This window comes from Chitinophaga sp. CCNWYY40 (assembly GCF_037483205.1).
Classification (GTDB): domain Bacteria; phylum Bacteroidota; class Bacteroidia; order Chitinophagales; family Chitinophagaceae; genus Chitinophaga; species Chitinophaga ginsengisegetis.
In genome coordinates this window covers 187,827-208,067 of record NZ_JBBHLF010000001.1, presented here as the reverse complement: position 1 = coordinate 208,067, position 20,241 = coordinate 187,827, and the positions used below count along the sequence as shown (strand labels likewise).

Below are 20,241 nucleotides of genomic sequence, written 5' to 3'. Positions count from 1 at the left end.
GTTTTTCTTTTTTATAAAGATGCTTTTTCGCGCATCACTTCCGCTGCCCGGACCATATTCGACAATGCCGCTTTTGTTTCCGGCCACTTACGGGTTTTCAAACCGCAATCAGGGTTTACCCACAGGTTGCGGGCTGGCAGCGTAACAGCGGCTTTCTCCAGCAGTGAAATCATTTCTTCCGCAGACGGCTGGCGGGGAGAATGGATGTCGTATACACCGGGTCCTATCTCGTTAGGATATTTAAAACCGGCAAAAGCATCCAGTAACTCCATCTGCGAACGGGAAGTTTCGATGGTAATCACATCGGCATCCATCGCGGCAATATGCTCAATGATATCGTTGAATTCACTGTAACACATGTGCGTATGAATCTGCGTTTCATCCTTTACGCCGCTGGCGGAAATACGGAACGCCTGTACCGCCCATTCCAGGTAGGCTGCGCGGTTTTCTTTACGCAAAGGTAAGCCTTCCCGGATAGCCGGTTCATCTATCTGGATCACTTTAATGCCTGCCTGCTCCAACGCCACTACTTCGTCGCGGATCGCCCATGCAATCTGGTTGGCGGTGGTAGAACGCGGCTGGTCGTCTCTTACAAAAGACCATTGCAAAATGGTAACAGGTCCGGTGAGCATGCCTTTCATCAGCTTATCGGTATGCGCCTGTGCAAAGCTGCTCCAGCGCACGGTCATGTTTGCCGGGCGACTTACATCTCCAAAAATAACCGGTGGTTTTACACAACGGCTGCCGTAACTCTGTACCCAGCCATTTTTTGTAAACAGGAATCCCTGCAGTTGTTCCCCGAAATATTCTACCATATCATTTCGCTCAAACTCGCCATGTACCAGTACATCCAGGCCAATTTCTTCCTGCCAGCGGATCACTTCTATGGTGGCTTTTTCAATGGCGGCTTCATATTGTTCAGTAGTCAGCTCTCCTTTTTTCAGACGCGCCCTTAACTGCCGGATGTCATCTGTTTGCGGGAACGACCCGATAGTGGTAGTGGGAAACAGCGGAAGCCCAAACTGTTGCTGCTGGATGTTTTGACGTACCGGGAACGTACTGTTCCTGCGTGCATCTGCAGCGGTAAATGCCGCTACCCGGTCTTTCACCTCCTTGCGGTGAATGAGTGGCGACGTGGCCCTGTTATGAATAGCCGCTTTGTTGGTGTCCAGCAATGCAGTGTTGCCGTTCACGATATCACGCAGGTCTTTCAGCTCCTGCAATTTCTGTTTGGCAAAGGCCATCCAGTTTTTAATTTCGGGAGAAAGGGCTGTTTCGTTATCAAGGTCGCACGGCACATGCAGCAATGAGCAGGAAGGCGCAATGGCAATACGGTCTTTTCCCAACACGCTTACTGCCTTTTGTATCTGCTGTAAAGATCGTGTATAATCATTCTTCCAGATATTCCTGCCATCCACTACGCCCAGCGAGAGGTGTAAAGAAGTATTGGCAATGGCTGTTTCCAGGATATCATCCAGTTGCAGCGGGCAACGCACGAGGTCGAGATGCAATGTTTGCACCGGCAATGCCAGCGCTACCGGCAGGTTCTTTCCATAGCATTCAAAATAAGAAGCCAGGAGAATATGCAGTTGCGGGAAGGTCGCGTGAATTTGCGCATAGGTATCGATAAATACCTGCAGGGCCGCTTCATCCAGGTCCAGCGACAGGCAGGGCTCATCGAGCTGCACTACTTCAGCGCCGGCTTTGATGAGCTGCGACAGCACTTCGAGGTATACCGGCAGCAGTTTATCAATCAGTGATAAACGGTTGAAGCCAGCCGTTTTCTCTTTTCCGAGTAACAGGAAAGATACAGGACCGAGGATCACCGGCTTGGCAGCATAGTTTTCTTTTTTTGCTTCGAGGAACTGGTCGGTTACTTTGCGGGAGAAGAAATGAAATGTTTGGTCGGCTGTAAATTCAGGAACGATATAGTGATAGTTGGTATCAAACCATTTCGTCATTTCCATTGCGGTGATATCGTCGCCATCACGCTGGTAGCCGCGCGCCATTGCAAAAAGCAGGTCTGTTTCCCGGATCTTTTTTTCCTGTAAGGTGCGGTAACGCTGTGGTACAGCGCCTACCATCAGGGCAGTGTCCAGCACCTGGTCGTAGAAGGAAAAATCATTGCAGGGAATCCAGTCGATCCCTTTCTGTTGCTGCAACGCCCAGTTTTGTAAACGGATATTACGGGCGGTTGCCTGTAATTCATCGAGGGTAATTTTGCCTGTCCAGTAGCTTTCGCAGGCTTTTTTCAATTCACGCTGGCTACCTATCCTCGGATAGCCTAAGTTGTGGATAATCATTACTGATTGTTTAAAAGGTGATACATGACGTTCACGCTCTTTTATATAGTACAGCAATGTTTTTGAGAAGATATATACGGAAGGAGAAGGCATGGTATACATACAGGAACAAGCGCATGATGTAATCATGCATACGCCTGTTCTTAGTAATTACCGATACCGAAACCTGACACGCTTCAATCCCCGAAAGCATTGTCAAAGTGAAATAAAGGCAGGTCTCCTGGCTTGCTCCGCTGGTAAACACCTTCCCATTCCTGTCAGGAACAGTGGCATATTATTTACCAGTTGCAGCATTACGCTGCCGGAAGCTTACAGTTGCGGGACAGCCTGTGATTTACACACAGTTCCCTTTTAATCCCGCTTTTCAGCGGGAACCATTATTTGCTTCGATTAGTAATACATAAAGAACCGGGGGCGAAGATAGTAAATCCCCGCAACTATCAAATCCGTTTCGTTTTCTTACAATTTCCTGCCTGGCGGAAAGCCGAGTTTTACATCATAAAAACAAACAGCTATGAAACAGGCAAATATTCTGATCACCGGCGCTACCGGGCATATTGGTACTACACTGGCCAAACATTTATCTGCACAGGGCGTTCCGTTCCGCGCCATGGTGCGTACAACAGACCATCTCGCAAACACGATCGCCGCCTTACCCGGCGCTGAAATAGTAACCGGCGATTTTAACAATGCAAACAGCTTAGCCCTTGCACTGAAAGGTATAGAACGCGCTTTCCTGCTCACCAATTCTTCTGAAGAAGCAGGGAAACTGCAAAGCAATTTTGTAACCGCTGCTGTTAAAAGCGGGTTACCACATATCGTAAAGCTCTCCCAGCTTCATGCAGCTGCGCAATCGCCCGTACGTTTTTTACGGTACCATGCCGCCGTAGAAGAAGAGATCCGCTTATCCGGTATGGCCTACACTTTCCTGCGGCCCAATTTATTTATGCAGGGGTTGCTGGGCTTCCGCGAAACAATTGCCACGCAAAATAAATTCTTTGCCACCGCCGGCAATGCTTCCATCAGCGTGGTAGACACCCGCGACATTGCCGCCGTTGCTGCTGCCGCCCTCACCACCAGCGGGCATGAAGGCAAAACCTATGATATCACCGGGCCACAACCGCTCACCCATGCAGCGCTGGCCGAAAGCCTGTCACACGCATTGGGGCGTACCATCCGCTACATCAACGTTACCGATGCGGAACTGCTGCCCGCCCTTTTGCACGCAGGATTTCCCGCCTGGCAGGCGGAGGGGCTTATTGAAGACTATGCCCATTACGCCCGCGGCGAAGCAGCGGCTGTTTCCACAGCGGTAATGGACGTAACGGGGAAGCCGGCGCGTGATTTCGCGGCATTTGCCACTGAATATGCGCCCCTGTTTTCCTGACGACCATGCGGAGGGGGAACACTTCCCCCTCCTTTTCCGCAAAAATTTGCAGAAATTTTCCGCCAATTGCTTACTTTAGTTATCAAATAGAGCATCCAGTGAGCAATGAAGAAGCGGTTCTGCTGCAACGACTGCAGCAAGGGGATACTGAAGCGTATATCACCTTATATGACCAGTATTACCCTTCACTTTACACGTATATTCTCCACTTCATCAATATCCCGGAACTGGCCGAAGATGCACTGCAGGAAGTGTTTATAAAGATCTGGGAGATTAGGGAGCGGATCAACCCTGAATTATCATTCAGTGGTTATCTGTACCGTATTACCCGGAATCATGTATTTAAGCTGATGAAGAAGATCAGCGCCGACGCCGCCCTCCGTTTACAGGTAATGCAGGAACTACAGCAGCAAACGGAAGATGCGGATACCGCTTTATTATGGAAACAATATGAATCTTTACTCCATAAAGCCATTGCACAATTGCCCCCTCAGCGGCAAAAGGTGTTCAGGCTATGCCGCGAAGAAAGCAAAAGCTATGAAGAAGTAGCCGTAGAACTGGGCATCTCCCGTAATACGGTAAAAGAACATATGGTGCTGGCCATGAAAAGCATTAAATTTTTCTTCTATACCAATACCGATGGTATTCTCCCCCTGTTACTGGTTTCAGGGATCCTCCTCGACTCCTCTAAATAATTTTTTTTTCTCCCAACCCACCCTACCTTCTTTTTTTGGGATAGTATATATATGCCCACCGAAAGGAACAATGAATATTACCGGTTATTGCTGCAACGCTGGCAACAACGGACTTGTAGTCCGCAGGAAGCCCTTGAGCTGATGGACTATCTGCGGGACGACGCTTCCGGCCGTATGCTGCTGGAGGAAATGCAGGCGGCATTCCGGCAGGTAAAGCCCGATAGCGGCTCCAACTCCCACGAACCCGGCGACCGGGTCAGGAAAGAGCTGTTACAGCATATCCAGGGCGCTCCTGTAATATCCATGCCTCCCTCCAGGAGAAATTTTGGTCCGTTTAAACTTGCGGCCGCGGCAGCCGTGATCATTGGGCTCGCCATCCCGGTTGTTTATTATTTCCGGCAGCCAGCCACTCCGGTGGCCATGGTAGTGAAAAAAACGACGCCGGCAGCAGCAGCGCCTGGTCAGCATAAAGCGGTACTCACCCTGGCCAACGGGGAAAAAATAGTGCTGGACAGCGCCGGGATCCAGCAACTGGCGCAACAGGGCAACAGCGCTATCCACAACCAGGGCGGACAACTGGTATATGTAAAAACAAAGGGCGCCAGCAGCGCTCCCATCTATAATACACTAACTACTGCGGCAGGGGAAACCTATCCGCTGGTATTGGCCGATGGCAGCAGGATATGGCTGAACGCCGCCTCTTCGATCCGCTTCCCGGCCACTTTCGCAGGCGATGAACGCCGCATTGAACTAACCGGCGAAGCTTATTTTGAAATTGCGCATGATGCGCACCGCCCCTTCCGCATCCAGGTAAACCAGATGACCGTGGATGTACTGGGCACCAATTTCAATATCAACTCGTACGCCGACGAAGCTACTATCAATACCACCCTGTTGCAGGGTGCAGTGAAAATAAACAGTAAAAAGGGCAGCATACAACTGGCGCCGGGCGAACAATCGCAGGTAAGCCCTAACGGAAATGTAAAAAGAGTAACCGGTGTAAATACCGCAGAAATAATAGCCTGGAAAGAAGGATACTTCCAGTTCGAGAGCACAGATCTTACTACTGTATTGCGGCAATTTTCCCATTGGTACGACGTGGAGATTGTATACGAAGGACACATTAAGCCCAGGAAATTTTTTGGGATGATCAGCCGCAGCAGCAGCCTGGTGAATGTTTTAAAAATGTTGAATGCCAACGATGTTAATTATCGTTTAGAAGGAAAAAAACTGATTGTACAGGGCGATTAACGCCCGCAGGTGAACAATTATATCAACCAGCATGACGGAGCTGTCATGGTAACAGGGATTTATTAAAACAGATAGCACAACCAAACCATTCTCTCAATCAAAACTCAGCACAAGTATGCAATTACGTACTATTGCCAGTTCCCGGTGTAAGCACAACCGGCGTCCAACCAAACATCTAAAGGTCAGTCAGTTCCTGGCCCTGCTATGTTTCGCCACCACGGCACAGGTGAGCGTAGCCAGCAGCCAGAACCAGGTAGTAAGCCTGTCGATGAAAAATGCTACCGCCAAAGAGGTTTTCCGGGAAATCAATAAACAAACCGGCCTCAATATCCTGGCAGATGAAGCCTTGCTGGAAAAAAGCGGCAGGGCCAATATCACGGTAAGCAATATGCCTGTAAATGATGCGTTGAATCTTTTCATGCGTAATCAGCCCCTCACGTATAGTATTGAAGGTGGCGCTATCATTGTAAAAACAAAACCGGCCATACAACCGGCTACTACGCCACCGCCGCCTATTGAAGTACATGGCGTAGTTACCACCGACAAAGGCCAGCCTTTACCCGGTGCCACTGTGACCGTAAAAGGCACCAAACTCGGTACGGTTACCGGCACCGACGGCACCTTTAAGATCAATGCCAATCCCGGTGAAACACTGGAAATTTCTATGGTGGGCTTTAAAGCCTGGTCCGTAAAGTTTGATGGTAAAACCACCAACTTTAAAGTGACGCTTTCTGAAGAAGTATCTAACCTCACCGACGTAGTGGTTGTGGGTTATGGTACTACCAAAAAGAAAGACCTGACAGGTTCTATCAGCTCCATCTCCAGCGACCAGATGAACCTCGGCGGTGTAACCAGCAACGCTGCACAGGCCATCCAGGGCCGCGCCGCAGGGGTGCAGGTGAGCCAGTCGAACGCAGCGCCGGGCGGACAAACCATTGTGCGCATCCGCGGCGGCAACTCCATCAAATCCACCAACGAACCATTATACGTAGTAGATGGCTTCCCTTCCGAAACCGGAAAGGACATCAACCCGAATGATATCGATGATATACAGATCCTGAAAGATGCGTCTTCCACCGCCATCTACGGCGCCCGCGGCGCTAACGGCGTAGTGATGATCACCACCAAAAGAGGTAAAAGCGGCAGGGCAGCCATTCAGTACGATGGCTACTACGGTACCCAAAGGATCATCAAAGAATACGATAAAATGAATGGCCTGGAAAATATGCAGGTCACCAATGCCAAAGCCATTGAAAAAGGACAACCTGCATTCTATACCGCTGCCGACCTGGCCAGCGGCCGGGATAACGACTGGTTTAAATTAACCACCCGGCCCGGAATGGTGCAAAGCCATAACCTCAGCGTAAGCGGCGGTACGGCGGAAGACAGGGTAGCCTTATCAGGCAGCTACTTCAAACAGGACGGTGCATTAAAAAATACTTCTTTTGAAAGGTATTCTGTAAGACTCAATTACGATAAGCAATTCGCAGCACGGTTTAAAACAGGAGCCAGCGTATACGCCTCACACGCTTATACCAATTTCAAAACCTATGATGGTAACATCGTTCCCTCTAACGTAATGTATGGCGTACTCACCGCTTCACCGGCCATCCCCGTGTATAATGAAGATGGCTCCTACGCCCGTTTCAAAGGAAGGGATAACCCGCTGGCATGGTTAATGGCGCCTACCAACGACCGGTTTGAAAACAAGGTGAATATTAACGTATATGCGGACTACCAGATCATGGACGGCCTTAACTTCCGTGTGAACGGCGGTACAGAATACACCACCACCAAAGAAGGCACCTATCTGCCACGCGACCTGGTAGACGGTGAAAAAGTACAGGGCAAAGCCAGCTTAAATGACCTGGCCGTTACGCGCAACCTGGTGGAAGCTTACTTCACTTACAGGAAAGTATTTAACACCATTCACTCCCTCAACGTAGTAGCAGGGGTATCTTACCAGTCTGATAAGTACCAGAAACATTATTCGCTGGTACAGAAATTCAGTACAGACGCATTTCTATACCACAACCTGGAAGCAGGTACAGAGCGGTTATCCAGCACCAGCAGCACTATTCCCGCGAAAATGGCTTCTGCCTACGGAAGGATCAACTACTCCCTGAAAGATAAGTACCTGGCTACTGTTACTGTGCGCAGGGATGGTTCTTCTAAGTTTGGCGGCAACAAACGTTTTGGTATTTTCCCCTCAGGCTCCCTGGCCTGGAGAGCAGGTGAAGAAGAATTTATCAAAGACCTGAATATTTTTTCCAACCTGAAAGTAAGAGGTGGTTACGGTGTTACCGGTAACGACAGGATCGGTGATTATATTTATATGTCGCTGTTTGGCCCTACCAATGTGTCACTTGGAGAAGGCAGCAACAGTTATGGCGGTACGGTTATCACCCGTTTGCCTAATGAAAACCTGCAATGGGAAAGCACCGCGCAACTGGACGTGGGAATAGACATGGGCTTTTTCAACAACCGCGTTTCCGCTACCATCGATTACTACCGGAAAAAAACCAACAGGCTGATCTTTGATATGCCTATTGGCGACTGGAATGGTTTTGCAGTACAAACAGTGAATGCCGGCAGCATTGAAAATAAAGGAGTAGAATTATCAGTTACTACAGAAAATGTTATCAACCATGCATTCACCTGGAACACTACGGTAAACATTGCCTACAATAAACAAAACTGCCTCGACCTCGGTGGCCGTCCGTATGTAATTACACAAACCGCTAACCTGTATGGCGGCCGTGGTATGGACTTTACCAAACTGGAACCGGGAAGGGAGTTAAGTACTTTCTATGGTTACATTTATGATGGCGTAATAAAAACCGGTGAAGCGCATCCTACGCAACCAAATTCAAAAGCAGGCGATCCCAAATTCAAGGATATCAGTGGTCCCGGTGGTAAGCCGGACGGCATTATTGATGCCAACGACCGTACCTATCTCGGCAATGCCAACCCGCATTATATCTATGGTATCAATAACAACTTTGCCTATAAAGGTTTTGAACTGAACATCTTCCTGCAGGGCGCACTGGACTACAGCCTGTATAACGGTACCGGTCTTGTACTGGAATCCGGTCCGGGTAAAGCGGCGCTGAACCGGTGGACTACCAACAACGAAAACACCGATATTCCTAGAGATGGATATGCCATTGCTTACGGCGGCATGATGAACTCCCGCTTTGTGGAAAACGCATCTTACCTGCGTTGTAAAATGCTGATGCTCGGTTATAATATCCCGGTAGCCAAAACTTTCCTGAAAAGCCTGAGAGGCATTAAAGTATATGGCTCCGTACAAAACTTATTCACGATTACTAAATATACAGGATCGGACCCTGAGGTAAACAGCAATCTCAATAGCAGCGGCAGCAACGCCAACCTTTCATCAGGATTGGATTATACCGCTTTCCCTGCTTACCGCACCTTTACCGCGGGTCTTAAATTGAATTTTTAACCTGTAAATTCCGGAACAAATGAAATACGCATATATCGCATTAACCACCTTGCTGCTCGGCGCCAGTTCGTGCAAAAAAATGGTGGAACCCAAAGTATACAGTTATCTCACAGACGCCAACGCCTTCCTCACCTTGAGTGACGCCAAAGCTGCTGTGAACGGCGTTTATTCAAGACTCAAACAACCCAGCGGCAGATCGGATGCATGGATGTATTATGCCGGTTTCCAGGTAACCATTTCAGATTTAACTACCGATGTAGGCCACGCCAGCTCCGGCGGGGATGTGGGCCTGATGTCTGATTGCCAGTGGGCGCCCGCCAATACCTATCTTGCCTTTGCCTGGCAGCATCAGTACAAGCTGGTGGCAGATGCCAACATATCTTTGTACTATATTCCTAAAATGAGCAGCATCACAGATGCGCAAAAAGACCAGTTCACTGCGGAACTCCGTTTCCTGCGCGCACTGGGATATGTAGATCTCACAGATGCTTTCGGACCGGTAATAGTAGTAACGGAAGAAACAGTAGCAAAGAATGTGGCCCAGCCGGATTATGAAGCATCATTGCCTACCACACCGGTAGCAGAGATCAATAAAATGATCATCAGCGACCTGGAATTTGCGGCAGCCCATCTTCCTGTCAACTATTTAAACAACGCCATCTACAGCTCCAACGATATTGGCCGTGCCACCAAAGGCGCCGCCATGTCTTTACTCTGCAAACTGTACATGCGCGAACATGAATGGCAGAAAGCACTGGACCTTACCACTGAAATCATGAAGCTCGGCTACGGACTGTATCCAAGCTACGCAGGGTTATTTGCAGAGAAAAACAAATGGTGCCAGGAAAGTATTTTCAGCGCGCTCGCCGATCCGTTGGTAGATGCCGTGGAAATCATGAACCACTTCGGCCCAATCAACAATCCGCAGGTAACCGACAGATGGCAGTATTTCGCTTTAACCTGGTACTTCTGGAATACTTTTGCAGCGAACGACGACCGTAAAAAGATGTTCTATTCTGACTATATAGGTACCGATGGTTTGCATTACATGCAGGCGCCTCCGGGACAAACCAATCCACCGGATGGTTACTACTACATGCCGGATGTAGCCACCACCAAGTTTGCCGATCCTAATGGTTCTACTACTTATTACGATGGTCACGTATTCCCGATACTCCGCTATGCAGATATCCTGCTGTGCAGAGCCGAGGCGCTGAATGAGCTGAATGGCCCCAACAGCGAATCCATCGGGCTGATTAACCAGGTGAAAGACCGCTCCCATGCTACCAACCTGGGCGCTGCCGGCACCTTCACCAAAGAAAGTTTGCGCGATGCTATTCTGCAGGAACGCGGCTGGGAATTTTTCTTTGAATGCAAACGCAGACAAGACCTGATCCGCATGGGTAAATACGAAAGCATGGTAAACACTTACCTCACCGCCGTAGGAAAAACCCCTACCATCAACCTGGCACGGGATAAATATTTCTCTTATCCACAGGCGCAAACAGATCTTAATAAAAATCTCAGCAACAGTGGCCGCCGTCAATAACCGGCATTACTGTCTTTCTAAATTATTCAATACTGCAAATGATTAAATTGAATAAAATACAACGCCCGCTGCCATTGCTATCAATGGCAGCAGCGTTGTTGCTGTTTGCATCCGGCTGTATGAATAGTGGCGGCAATGATATTGTTTCCATTACACTCAACCCGCAGGGACAAAATGCCATCAAGGTAAAAACGGATATCCTGTGTACCGACACCGTAGACGCAGCAGTGGAATACTGGCCAAAAGAACAGGCACAACAACACACCACTACCCCACTGTCCAAACACCGGATCAGTCATACGATAGTGCTCACCAACCTGCTGCCGGGAAAAGCATACGAATACCGTATCTTAACCGGTCATGGTAAAGATCTTTATCCCAGCAAAACCTATACTTTCAACACTTCCGGTTTCCCGGTATGGATGAAAGATATGTTCAGCGTGGTATGCCCCGATAGCTCCGTGTTACCGGCTACCTTCAGAAAGGGCTATGTAATGCTTACCCGCCGCGAAGATCCGGGTGTTCTTTTCCTGCTCAACGCAAAAGGCGATGTTACCTGGTACCACCAGGTAAGCGGCACCGGTTTTAAAGTAGCTAAGTTTACGGACAACAACACCTTCCTCACCCTGCTGGGCGGCCCCGGCTACGAAACCAGTTACGGCGACCAGATCCTGGAGCTGTCACTTTCCGGCGATACGCTGGCCAATCTCAAAAAAGGACAACAGGATTTCAAACAAACCATCCATCACGAAATACTGTTGAATCCCAACAATGAGTTTGTAACGCTTTGCGTGGAAGAAAGAATCTTTGACCTGAGCAGTAAAGGCGGCAGTAAACAGGATACCGTAAGAGGCGATGGCATCCTGGTGTTGAACAGGCAAGGCAAACAGGTATGGAAATGGACAGTATTTGATGCACTGAATCCGCTGGACGATAAAAACATCTTAAAAGAAAAACAAGACTGGATGCACGCCAACTGCATTGCGTTTGATAAAGATGGTAACTACCTCATCTCTTTTTATAACAACGGGCAGATATGGAAGATAGATGCCCACACCGGTAAGCGCCTCTGGACATTCGGGAAAAACGGCGACTTTGACATGCCGGCGGAAGCGCTGTTTGACCAGGCGCACGGCCTGCATATCAATGAACACGGTGAACTGATGTTCTTCGACAACGGGGTGAGTAAAAAAACATCGAGAACGCTTTCCTTTAAACTGGATGAAAACACAAAACAGGCGCAGCTTCGCATCAACACCCTCCTACCGCGGGAAAATTATAATGAGAGAATGGGAAGCAGTTATTTAGTGGGAGACACTACCCTGCTGCAATGCGCTACGAAAAGAAATACGGTGATACTAACCAACTTCCAGGGAAGGTTTCTCTGGCTGCTGAGAACAGGCATGTCGTCTTACCGGGCGTCTTTTATCCCGGCGGAAAGACTGGCCCCTTACATCATTCAGCCAGGGTATTAACAATAATTGTGTACTTAAAAAAACTATACATGAAACGCTTAATTGTGATTTGCGTGATTGGTTGCTGGGGGATAATAGCCATCATATCTTCCTGCGGAGCGCCGGTAACAGGAGAAACAAAAACAACCGCAGCTGCAATACCTGAAACCGAAACATACATCAACATCGATACCACCCTCATACCCAATGATCAATTTGGCGAGTCCGTGAAGTATGGCCGGGAACTGATGCTCAACACCGCCCGTTACATCGGGCCGGATGGCAGCGCCGGGAAGTATCTTGGTAATAAAATGAATTGTACCAACTGCCACCAGGATGCGGGTACCAAAGCATTTTCCTTTAACCTCATGTCGTCGCACGATAACTACCCGCAATACCGCGGCAGGGAGGGCAAAGTGCTTACACTGGCAGAAAGGGTGAACAACTGCGTGATGCGTCCGCACAACGGCAAGTCGCTCCCGCTGGACAGCAAAGAGATGGTAGCCTTTCTTTCTTACTTTAAATGGATCAGCACATTTGTTCCAAAAAACAAACCTTTCAAAGGCGCCAAAAATCTGCACGTTACCTTCCCAGATATTGCTGCCAATCCTGAAAACGGACAGGTGCTTTATCAAACCAACTGCGCCCGCTGTCATGGTCAGAACGGAGAAGGACAATGGAACGCAGACAAAAGCACTTACGTATATCCGCCACTGTGGGGCAACACCGCCTATCAACCCGGTTCCAGTATGCACCGCGTTATTAAACAGGCAGAATGGCTGAAAAACAATATGCCTTACGATAAAGTAACACCTGGCAAACCATTCCTCTCCGATAAAGAAGCGATGGACATTGCCGCATTTGTAAACAACGACAAGATTCACACCAGGCCCAATCCAAAAAGCTTTGATTATCCGCATATCGCGGAAAAAGCAATTGACTACGACCACGGTCCTTTTGTGGATACCTTCTCTGTAGCACAACATAAATTCGGGCCGTACCAACCCATTATCGACTACTGGAAAGCGAAGGGGTTAAAGCCAATTTATTAAAGAGAAGAGGGAAGGCTGCTGGCCTTCCCTCTTCTCTTTAATGCTACCAACCGGGGTTCTGCACCAATTTCTTATTCCTGTCTATTTCAGATTGCGGTATTGGAAACAGGTAATGTTTTTTCTGGAAGATCCTTGTTTCGAATACTGTTTTCTTGTAGAAAGAAAGATCCGTTAAACTGGTACCTGCATCTACGTCCATTCCATAAAATGGTCCGCCATCAGTTTGTTCTGCAATTTTCCAGCGGCGGGTATCGAAGTAACGATGGCATTCGAAAGCCAGTTCCACCCTGCGTTCGCGGCGGATGCGTTCCCGCATTTCTGTTTGCGAAAGGCCGCCGGGCAAAGCGGGAATACCTGCGCGGTCGCGGATAAGGTTTATATATTTCAGGATATCTGCGTTTCCGGGTTCAGCTTCATTCAGGGCTTCCGCATAGCTGAGATACATTTCAGCCAACCGGAACAGCACAAACGGACGGTATACATAACGGCCCAACCGGGGATACGTATCCGGGTGATAGTTTTTGCGGACGAGATAACCCGTGCGGGAATAATCGTACGTCCCTCTTTTCCCGGTGTTGCCGGTATTAAACAGTTCTACTTTCTTCTCCCCTTCACTTTTATTAAACCAGGTCATGCCGTTGTAGGTAATGCACACATAAAAACGCGGTTCTCTTCCTACATACATATTGTAAGTGCCGGCAGTGGTGTAGCGTGTATCCGCAGTGGAGAAGCCCGAAGACACATACCCGGAGCCGGTTTCATCGATAGCTTTTCCATTCTCCATAAAAAAGGCGTCTACCATTTGCTGGGTGGCCGCAACACCGCTCCAGCCGCCGGCAAAACGTGGGGAGCAATGTACTTCCCATTGGTCCACGCCGTTGCCTGCCCGCGCAAAAATCACCTCTTTATTCCACGGCGACATGATGGCATCGCGGCAGGAAGCAAACGGATCATAGGCGCCGCTGGCATCATTTACCCGGTATAGCTGAAACAGGTTCAGGTCGATGACGGCTTTGGCCGCATCCGCCGCTTTTTTCCATTTATTCACATCGTAGGTAGTGCTGACAAGCGGCTGCCCATCCTGGTTGGTGAAGCTGGCATAATCTGCGTTGCCATTGAACTGTGGGCTGGCAGCATACAGCAGCATCCTGGCCTTTACGGCCATGGCCACGGGTTTGGTAATGCGGCCATACTCCAGTTCATCGGATTGTTGCAGCGGCAGGTCCTGCGCTGCACGGTCCAGTTCAGCCGCTACAAAATTCACGCATTCGTCGTAGCTGCTGCGGGGAATTTGTGTTTGCTCAAAAGGAACGTCCGGTAATAAAGCGCTTTCACCAAGCAATGGAACAGGGCCGTATTGGCGCAGTAATCCGAAATAAAGATAAGCGCGCAGAAAGCGGGCTTCCGCTTTATAGCGTTTTATAATATCTGCGCCGCCGGGCTGGTTAAGTATTTCCTGACACTTATCGGCGTTCTCCATAAAATAGGTAGCAGAACGGATGCCTTTATAATTATCTATCCAGAAATCAAAGAACCCGGAAGTAGGATCCCAGCTTCCGATGTTCATGAAATAGGAGTTGTAGCCGCTCCTGGCCCAGGTCATGTCTGCCTCATCGGAGGCGCCTGTCCACGGGTTACTTTGCCACTGATTGCTTTCATCTCTCACATAGGAATATACATTAGCAAGATATTCTTCTGTAGTTCTTTTCCTGGAAAAAATTTCTTCGATGGTAATACGGTCATCCGGCACCTGGTCGAGGAAACCCTTTTTACAACCGGCCGCTATCACGAGGATCACCGCCAGCAAAGTATATTTTAGAATCATGTTTTTCATCCCTTTAGATTTTAGCTTTAAAACTGAAATGATGCGCCTACGTTATAGGTAGTGAGCTGCGGATACTTAGTACCACGGCCTTCGCCCAGCTCTACGTCCCACAACTGAAAAGGACTGAAGGTGACCAGGTTATACCCCATCACATAAATGCGGGAACGCTGTACCCCTACCCGTTTCAGCCACTGCGGCGGAAGGGTGTAGCTGATCTCTGCATTTTTCAGTCGCAGGTAGCGCCCATTTTTTACCCACCACGTGCTGGACTTATAATTATCATTCACATCGCCAAACGACAGGCGCGGATAAAACGCATGGGGATTAGGATTTTCGGGGGTCCACCTGTCGGTGATCACATCCATCAGGTTACCGCGGGTACCGCCCTGCTGGAAGGGTACAAAGCCTTCTCCATAAGCATAGATATCCACATTGGAAATACCCTGGAAAAATAAACCGATGGAGAAGTTTTTATAGGCGGCATTTACGCCAAAACCATATACAATTTCAGGAACGGAACCGTACCCGATGGCCGATTGATCGTAGGCATTAATGACACCATCTCCATTGATATCTTTAAACTTCAGGTCGCCGGGACGTACATTACCGTTCTGCACCGGGCTCCGGAGGATCTCTGCAGAATCAGCGAACAGTCCTTCAGCGATGTAGCCAAAACGCTGACCAATCTTTTGTCCTTTTCTTTCCAGGTAGGGATAGGCCCACGCGGGCAAATCGTCATCTATTACCTTGTTACGGTTGTAGGTAAAGTTGCCTTTAAGATTGAGTTGTACGGCGCCGATTTTATGGTTGTAATCTATCGAGATATCGATGCCTTTGTTTTCTGTTTTGCCGAGATTACCATAAGGATTGCTGCGCAGGCCTATCAAAGCGGGTATGGAAGAGCGGCGCAGGAAAATGTTCTTCCTGTTCTCTTTAAAAACATCTACCTGGATATTCAGCTTGTCCCTGAACGTGGTGATTTCCATCCCGAGATTTGTTTTCTTCGCGGTTTCCCAGGTTACGTCGGAAGCATATTCACCGATATCATATCCGTTAAACGTATTGTTGCGGTCTTTTCCGAAGGTATACCCGGTGGTAGATGCCACAATAGGGATATAGGCGAAGCGGCGGATGTTATCGCCATCGAGGATTTCCCCGTTGCCTACCAGTCCGTAGGAGAAGCGAAACTTTAAGAACTGGATAGTGTTGGTGATGGGTCTGAAAAAGTTTTCACCGGATACTACCCAGCCCAAACCGGCCGAGGGGAAAAATCCATATCGCCTGTTGGGGGAAAATGTTTCAGAGCCATTATAACCAAAGTTCACTTCCGCGAGGTATTTGTCGCTCCAGGAGTAAGTACCCCTTCCTGCCAGGCCGCGCTGCCGGCGTGGAATAGAGCCAATAAAATCATCTTTGAAAGCGTCTATTTTATCGCTCTGGTTATACAGCAGTAATCCGCCTACGCGGTGTTTGCCAAATGTATTGTCGTAGTTAAGGGCGGTTTCAGTATAGAACTGGCGGTTACCGCCGTTGCTCCGGGCGTAAGACAAATAGTTGGTCCCGATACGGGTTTGTTCAAATATAAGTTTACCGTCCGCATCCCTGCCGGTGGCAATCCAGTTATCTACTGTTTTGGTGCGGGCCATTTTATGCAGGTTATAGCTATCGAAAGAAAACATGGTAGTAAACGACAGTCCTTTCACGAGAAAACCGAGATCCTGCCGGAGGCGGATATTTGAAAAGATCTGGTTCCGGAACTCGGTGGCGTAGCCGGTTTGGGTGAGCAGGTCGTAGGGATTGGTTACGTCGCCGGTCCGTTGTCCGCCGATGCGGCCATCCGAATATTTGGGAGGATGCACGATTGGCGGCAGTTTGATGGCGGCATCAAAAATAGCGTCGGTACCTGTGCCGGGATAGTTACCATTGCCGATATAACCCTGCACGCCAAATTCGAGGCGGGTGGTTTTTGTCACCTTCATGTTCAGGTTGGAAGTGAAGTTATACCTGGTAAATTTTATGTCAGAATTATATTTGGCGAGATCATCTCTCTTAAACAATCCTATTTCATCATAATAAGAAACGGACACGTAGTAGCTGGTAACATCTGTGCCACCGCGCATATTCAGGTTGGCGCGTTTATTACTGCCATTCTTTCTGAAAATTTCATCTATCCAGTTCACGTTGGGATACAGCTCCGGATCTTCTCCGGTGGCGGTTTTCCGGATCGCTTCTTCCGAATACTGGGCAGTGCCTCCGCGGGTGGTGGTGGCTTCATTCGCCATTTTCATATACGTTACGCCATCGGCATAATGAGGCAGGCGGGTAAATTGGGTGATGCCTTTGTTGAGGTCGGCGTTGATCTGTGTTTTTTGTGCTTTACCGCCTTTGGTGGTGATCACGATAACGCCATTGGCGCCTCTTACGCCGTATACAGCTGTGGCGGAGGCATCTTTGAGGATATTAAAGCTCTCAATATCTTCGGGGTCAATATTGGAGAAAGGCCGTTCAACGCCGTCTACCAGCACCAGTGGACGGCTGTCTGTAAAAGTGGAGATGCCGCGGATCCATATCTGGGCATCGTCGTAACCCGGTTCGCCGCTGCGTTGTACACCGATGATGCCGGCAAGGCGGCCTGCCAGCAGGGTGCTGAGGTTGCGGACCGGCTGTTTGAGTTCTTCTATTTTAATGCCTGTTTGCGCGCCGATCAAACTTATTTTCCGTTGCTTGCCATAGCCTATTACCACTACTTCATTGAGTCCTCCTTCTTCTGCTTCCATCGTGATTTCCATTTCCAGGCGGTTGCGTACCGGCTGCAGCTGTTTCTTATAACCGATGAAAGAAAACTCCAGGGTGTCCAGTGGTTCTGCGTCGATCGCATAATGGCCGGCAGCGTTGGTGATGATACCTTTGCCCGTGCGGCTGATTTTCACCGTTACTCCCGGCAACGGGTTACCGATACCATCTTTTACATTTCCGGAGATGACGACTGCCGGTTTCCGCGGTAACTCCGTAACCTGCGCGGCGGGTGCATCTTTTTCTGATGCCGCTACAATGAGATACTGTTTATTATTGAGTTTACTACATCGCAGCTGGTGACTGGTCAATATTTTATCGATGGCTGTTATCAGCGGGGCTGCTTCCAGCTTCAGCAGTTGGCGGGGAAAGGTGATCCCTTCTATTTGCTGATCGTTGTAAATAAACAGGATGCCTTTTACCCTGTATATCTCCTCCAGCGCAACTTTTAGTGTTAGCTGCGTATCGCGTGAAACTTTTTCGTTTACCGGCGTATAGGCGTTATGGTTATAACCATTACCGGCAAAGTTTTGCCGTAAGCCGTCGTCCGCGGCAAACACGTTGGTAGTCAGGCATAGCAGTGCCAGTCCCCACGTAAGTGGAAGCAAATTCTTCATAACGGGATTTGATTTATCTGATTTTAATTTTGGTTTTCCTTTTCAGTACACTGTTCCTGCCGGCAGGCTCATTCATTATCGTTCGATCTGTTTATTTTGGTTGAATAATTATTTGTTGTCCATCTTTTATTATCTCTACGTGCATAATAATTGAAATTGCTTTATGGAGACTGGCCTCATCACTAATCGCCATATGTCCGCTCATACTGCGTTGCTGCAATACTTCCGGCTGCCTTACCGTTACCTGGTAGCCATATACCACCTGCAGGATTTCCGCGATTTCGGACATCGTGGTATTATTAAAGTCGAAGTAGCCGGCTTTCATCATCCGGTAGTAGCTGCCATGCACTACCTGTTTGCTGCTTTTTCCATTTTTAAAGAAAACGCCTTCATCGGGTTTCAGCGTCCATTCTTTTTCCGGCAGCACCGCTCTTACCATACCATCGCTCACCGCTGCGGCGGCGGTGGCAGCGCCGCTGTTGGCAATGAAAGAGGTACCCAGTACTATGATGTCCATCTGCTGCATCTTTACGGTGAAAGGATGTTCCGTGTGTTTATTTACTTCAAAAAAAGCGGTTCCTTTCAGCGTCACTTTTCTTTCTTTTTCCCAGCCGGGGGCATAGCTTAGTTCACTGCCTTTCAGTAACCATACCTGGCTGCTGTCTGGCAGCATCACCACTTTGGGAGCGGCGTCCTTATTAAGGATGGTTACCAGGGCGGGACGCGCGGGGAACCAGGTGTATAATATGGCGGCGGCCAGGATCATCAATACGGCTACTGCTGCGGCCACCCGGTACCACGGGTATAATACTTTTGCGGTGGCTGGCGCTGCTGCTAACCGGGCGGATACCTGTTGCCAGCGTTGTTCTGTTTCTGCGGCGGTTACGCCGGGCGCGGCGGCATAGTCCAGGATATCCTTTACCTGGAAATACAGCTGTTTATGTTGTTCGTTTTGATGCAGCCAATCCATCACCTGTTCCTTTTCACGGGCATCTGCGTTCCCTTCAATAAACCTGACAAGGAGATTATAATCAAAATCTTGTTCTTCCATGATAATATAAAGACGGATGAGTAAATCAATTCTACGTACGTGGATAAAAAAAAATTTGACCGGCCGGAGAGGGCGATCAGTATAACGACCAGAGGAGGATTTTCACCTTTTTAATACTGGAGCGGAGTTGTTTCATGGCTTTATAGAGTTGTGTTTCTACGGTGCGGGCAGATATGCCCATGATACCGGATATTTCTTTGGTCCGGAGGCCGTCTTTGTAGCGGAGTTCCAGTATAGCGCGGCATTTGGGAGGCAGTTGCCCGATGGCTTGCTGCACCTCATCGTCGCCCGCGGTGAGGACCAGGCTTTGCCGTCCTTTTTCGGGGTCGTACCAGGCTGCTTCTTCCAGGGAAAGGGCGGTAAGGGCGGCGTCTACATAGCGCCGGTGTACCATTTCATGTCTCAGGTGATCCACACAGCTGTTGTGTACGGAGCGGAAAAGGTATCCGGGGAGGCTTTGCCTGATATCGCCGGCGGCGCCTTTATGCTGCAATTGTATAAACACATCCTGCACAATATCTTCCGCGGCTTCTTTCGTCACAAATTTGCAGGCGTATCCCAGCAGGCGGGGATAATACAGGCGGAACAACTGCCCCAGCGCCTCCCTGTCGCCGCGTTTCAGCGCCTCTTTAATAGTGGCTTCATTTATTTCGTTCGTGTCCACAGGATTGAAGTGCTTTGAAGAAATATATTGGTGGTCTAACTTACGCTTATTTATGCTGAGAATCAACTACCCTTTATAAAACGAATAGTTTTATAAAGGAATAGATAAACTCGATCTGCCTTCTGAGTAAT

The 20,241-nt window shown here is 48.9% G+C and carries 12 protein-coding genes and 1 riboswitch; of the genes, 7 read left to right on the top strand and 5 right to left on the bottom strand.

Going from position 1 to position 20,241, the window contains the following annotated elements; genetic code table 11:
• Nucleotides 1-11: 11 nt before the first annotated feature.
• Complete coding sequence (gene metE, locus V7S65_RS00840) at nucleotides 12-2,303, bottom strand: 5-methyltetrahydropteroyltriglutamate--homocysteine S-methyltransferase (protein WP_336386539.1); 2,292 nt, start codon at nucleotides 2,301-2,303, stop codon at nucleotides 12-14.
• A gap of 193 nt (nucleotides 2,304-2,496) precedes the next feature.
• Nucleotides 2,497-2,697: riboswitch (cobalamin riboswitch) on the bottom strand.
• A gap of 120 nt (nucleotides 2,698-2,817) precedes the next feature.
• Between metE and V7S65_RS00835 the strand changes: the two genes are divergently transcribed.
• The 7 genes from V7S65_RS00835 (at nucleotide 2,818) to V7S65_RS00805 (ending at nucleotide 13,160) form a co-directional block, all read left to right on the top strand.
• Nucleotides 2,818-3,690, top strand: coding sequence for an SDR family oxidoreductase (locus tag V7S65_RS00835; protein WP_336386540.1), 873 nt, complete (start codon nucleotides 2,818-2,820; stop codon nucleotides 3,688-3,690).
• A gap of 98 nt (nucleotides 3,691-3,788) precedes the next feature.
• On the top strand, nucleotides 3,789-4,385 hold the full coding sequence (locus V7S65_RS00830) for an RNA polymerase sigma factor (RefSeq protein ID WP_159454226.1): 597 nt from the start codon (nucleotides 3,789-3,791) through the stop codon (nucleotides 4,383-4,385).
• 51 nt (nucleotides 4,386-4,436) lie between these two features.
• Nucleotides 4,437-5,636, top strand: coding sequence for a FecR family protein (locus V7S65_RS00825; RefSeq protein WP_336386541.1), 1,200 nt, complete (start codon nucleotides 4,437-4,439; stop codon nucleotides 5,634-5,636).
• A gap of 115 nt (nucleotides 5,637-5,751) precedes the next feature.
• Nucleotides 5,752-9,105 (top strand): TonB-dependent receptor, encoded by a 3,354-nt coding sequence (locus tag V7S65_RS00820; protein ID WP_336386542.1) that lies wholly within the window; start codon nucleotides 5,752-5,754, stop codon nucleotides 9,103-9,105.
• A 19-nt stretch (nucleotides 9,106-9,124) separates the two neighbouring features.
• Nucleotides 9,125-10,654 carry a RagB/SusD family nutrient uptake outer membrane protein gene (locus V7S65_RS00815; protein WP_336386543.1) on the top strand — a complete coding sequence of 510 codons (1,530 nt, stop codon included), beginning with the start codon at nucleotides 9,125-9,127 and terminating at the stop codon, nucleotides 10,652-10,654.
• 38 nt (nucleotides 10,655-10,692) lie between these two features.
• Complete coding sequence (locus V7S65_RS00810) at nucleotides 10,693-12,129, top strand: aryl-sulfate sulfotransferase (RefSeq protein ID WP_336386544.1); 1,437 nt, start codon at nucleotides 10,693-10,695, stop codon at nucleotides 12,127-12,129.
• A gap of 29 nt (nucleotides 12,130-12,158) precedes the next feature.
• A complete protein-coding gene (locus V7S65_RS00805) occupies nucleotides 12,159-13,160 on the top strand; it encodes a c-type cytochrome (RefSeq protein ID WP_336386545.1) in 1,002 nt (333 codons plus the stop codon).
• 43 nt (nucleotides 13,161-13,203) lie between these two features.
• Here the strand turns inward: V7S65_RS00805 and V7S65_RS00800 are convergent, their stop codons facing one another.
• The 4 genes from V7S65_RS00800 to V7S65_RS00785 all read right to left on the bottom strand — a co-directional run bounded on the left by V7S65_RS00800 (nucleotide 13,204) and on the right by V7S65_RS00785 (nucleotide 20,110).
• Entirely contained in the window at nucleotides 13,204-14,994 is a 1,791-nt protein-coding gene (locus V7S65_RS00800; RefSeq protein WP_336386546.1) for a RagB/SusD family nutrient uptake outer membrane protein, read from the bottom strand.
• Nucleotides 14,995-15,011: 17 nt separating this feature from the next.
• The gene (locus V7S65_RS00795; protein ID WP_336386548.1) at nucleotides 15,012-18,395 is read right to left on the bottom strand and encodes a SusC/RagA family TonB-linked outer membrane protein; all 3,384 of its coding nucleotides are present in this window, start codon (nucleotides 18,393-18,395) and stop codon (nucleotides 15,012-15,014) included.
• A 91-nt stretch (nucleotides 18,396-18,486) separates the two neighbouring features.
• Nucleotides 18,487-19,446: a FecR family protein gene (locus tag V7S65_RS00790; protein WP_336386549.1), complete on the bottom strand. Its 960-nt coding sequence runs from the start codon at nucleotides 19,444-19,446 to the stop codon at nucleotides 18,487-18,489.
• Nucleotides 19,447-19,522: 76 nt separating this feature from the next.
• Nucleotides 19,523-20,110, bottom strand: a complete 588-nt coding sequence (locus V7S65_RS00785) for an RNA polymerase sigma factor (RefSeq protein ID WP_336386550.1) — start codon at nucleotides 20,108-20,110, stop codon at nucleotides 19,523-19,525.
• Nucleotides 20,111-20,241 lie beyond the last annotated feature (131 nt).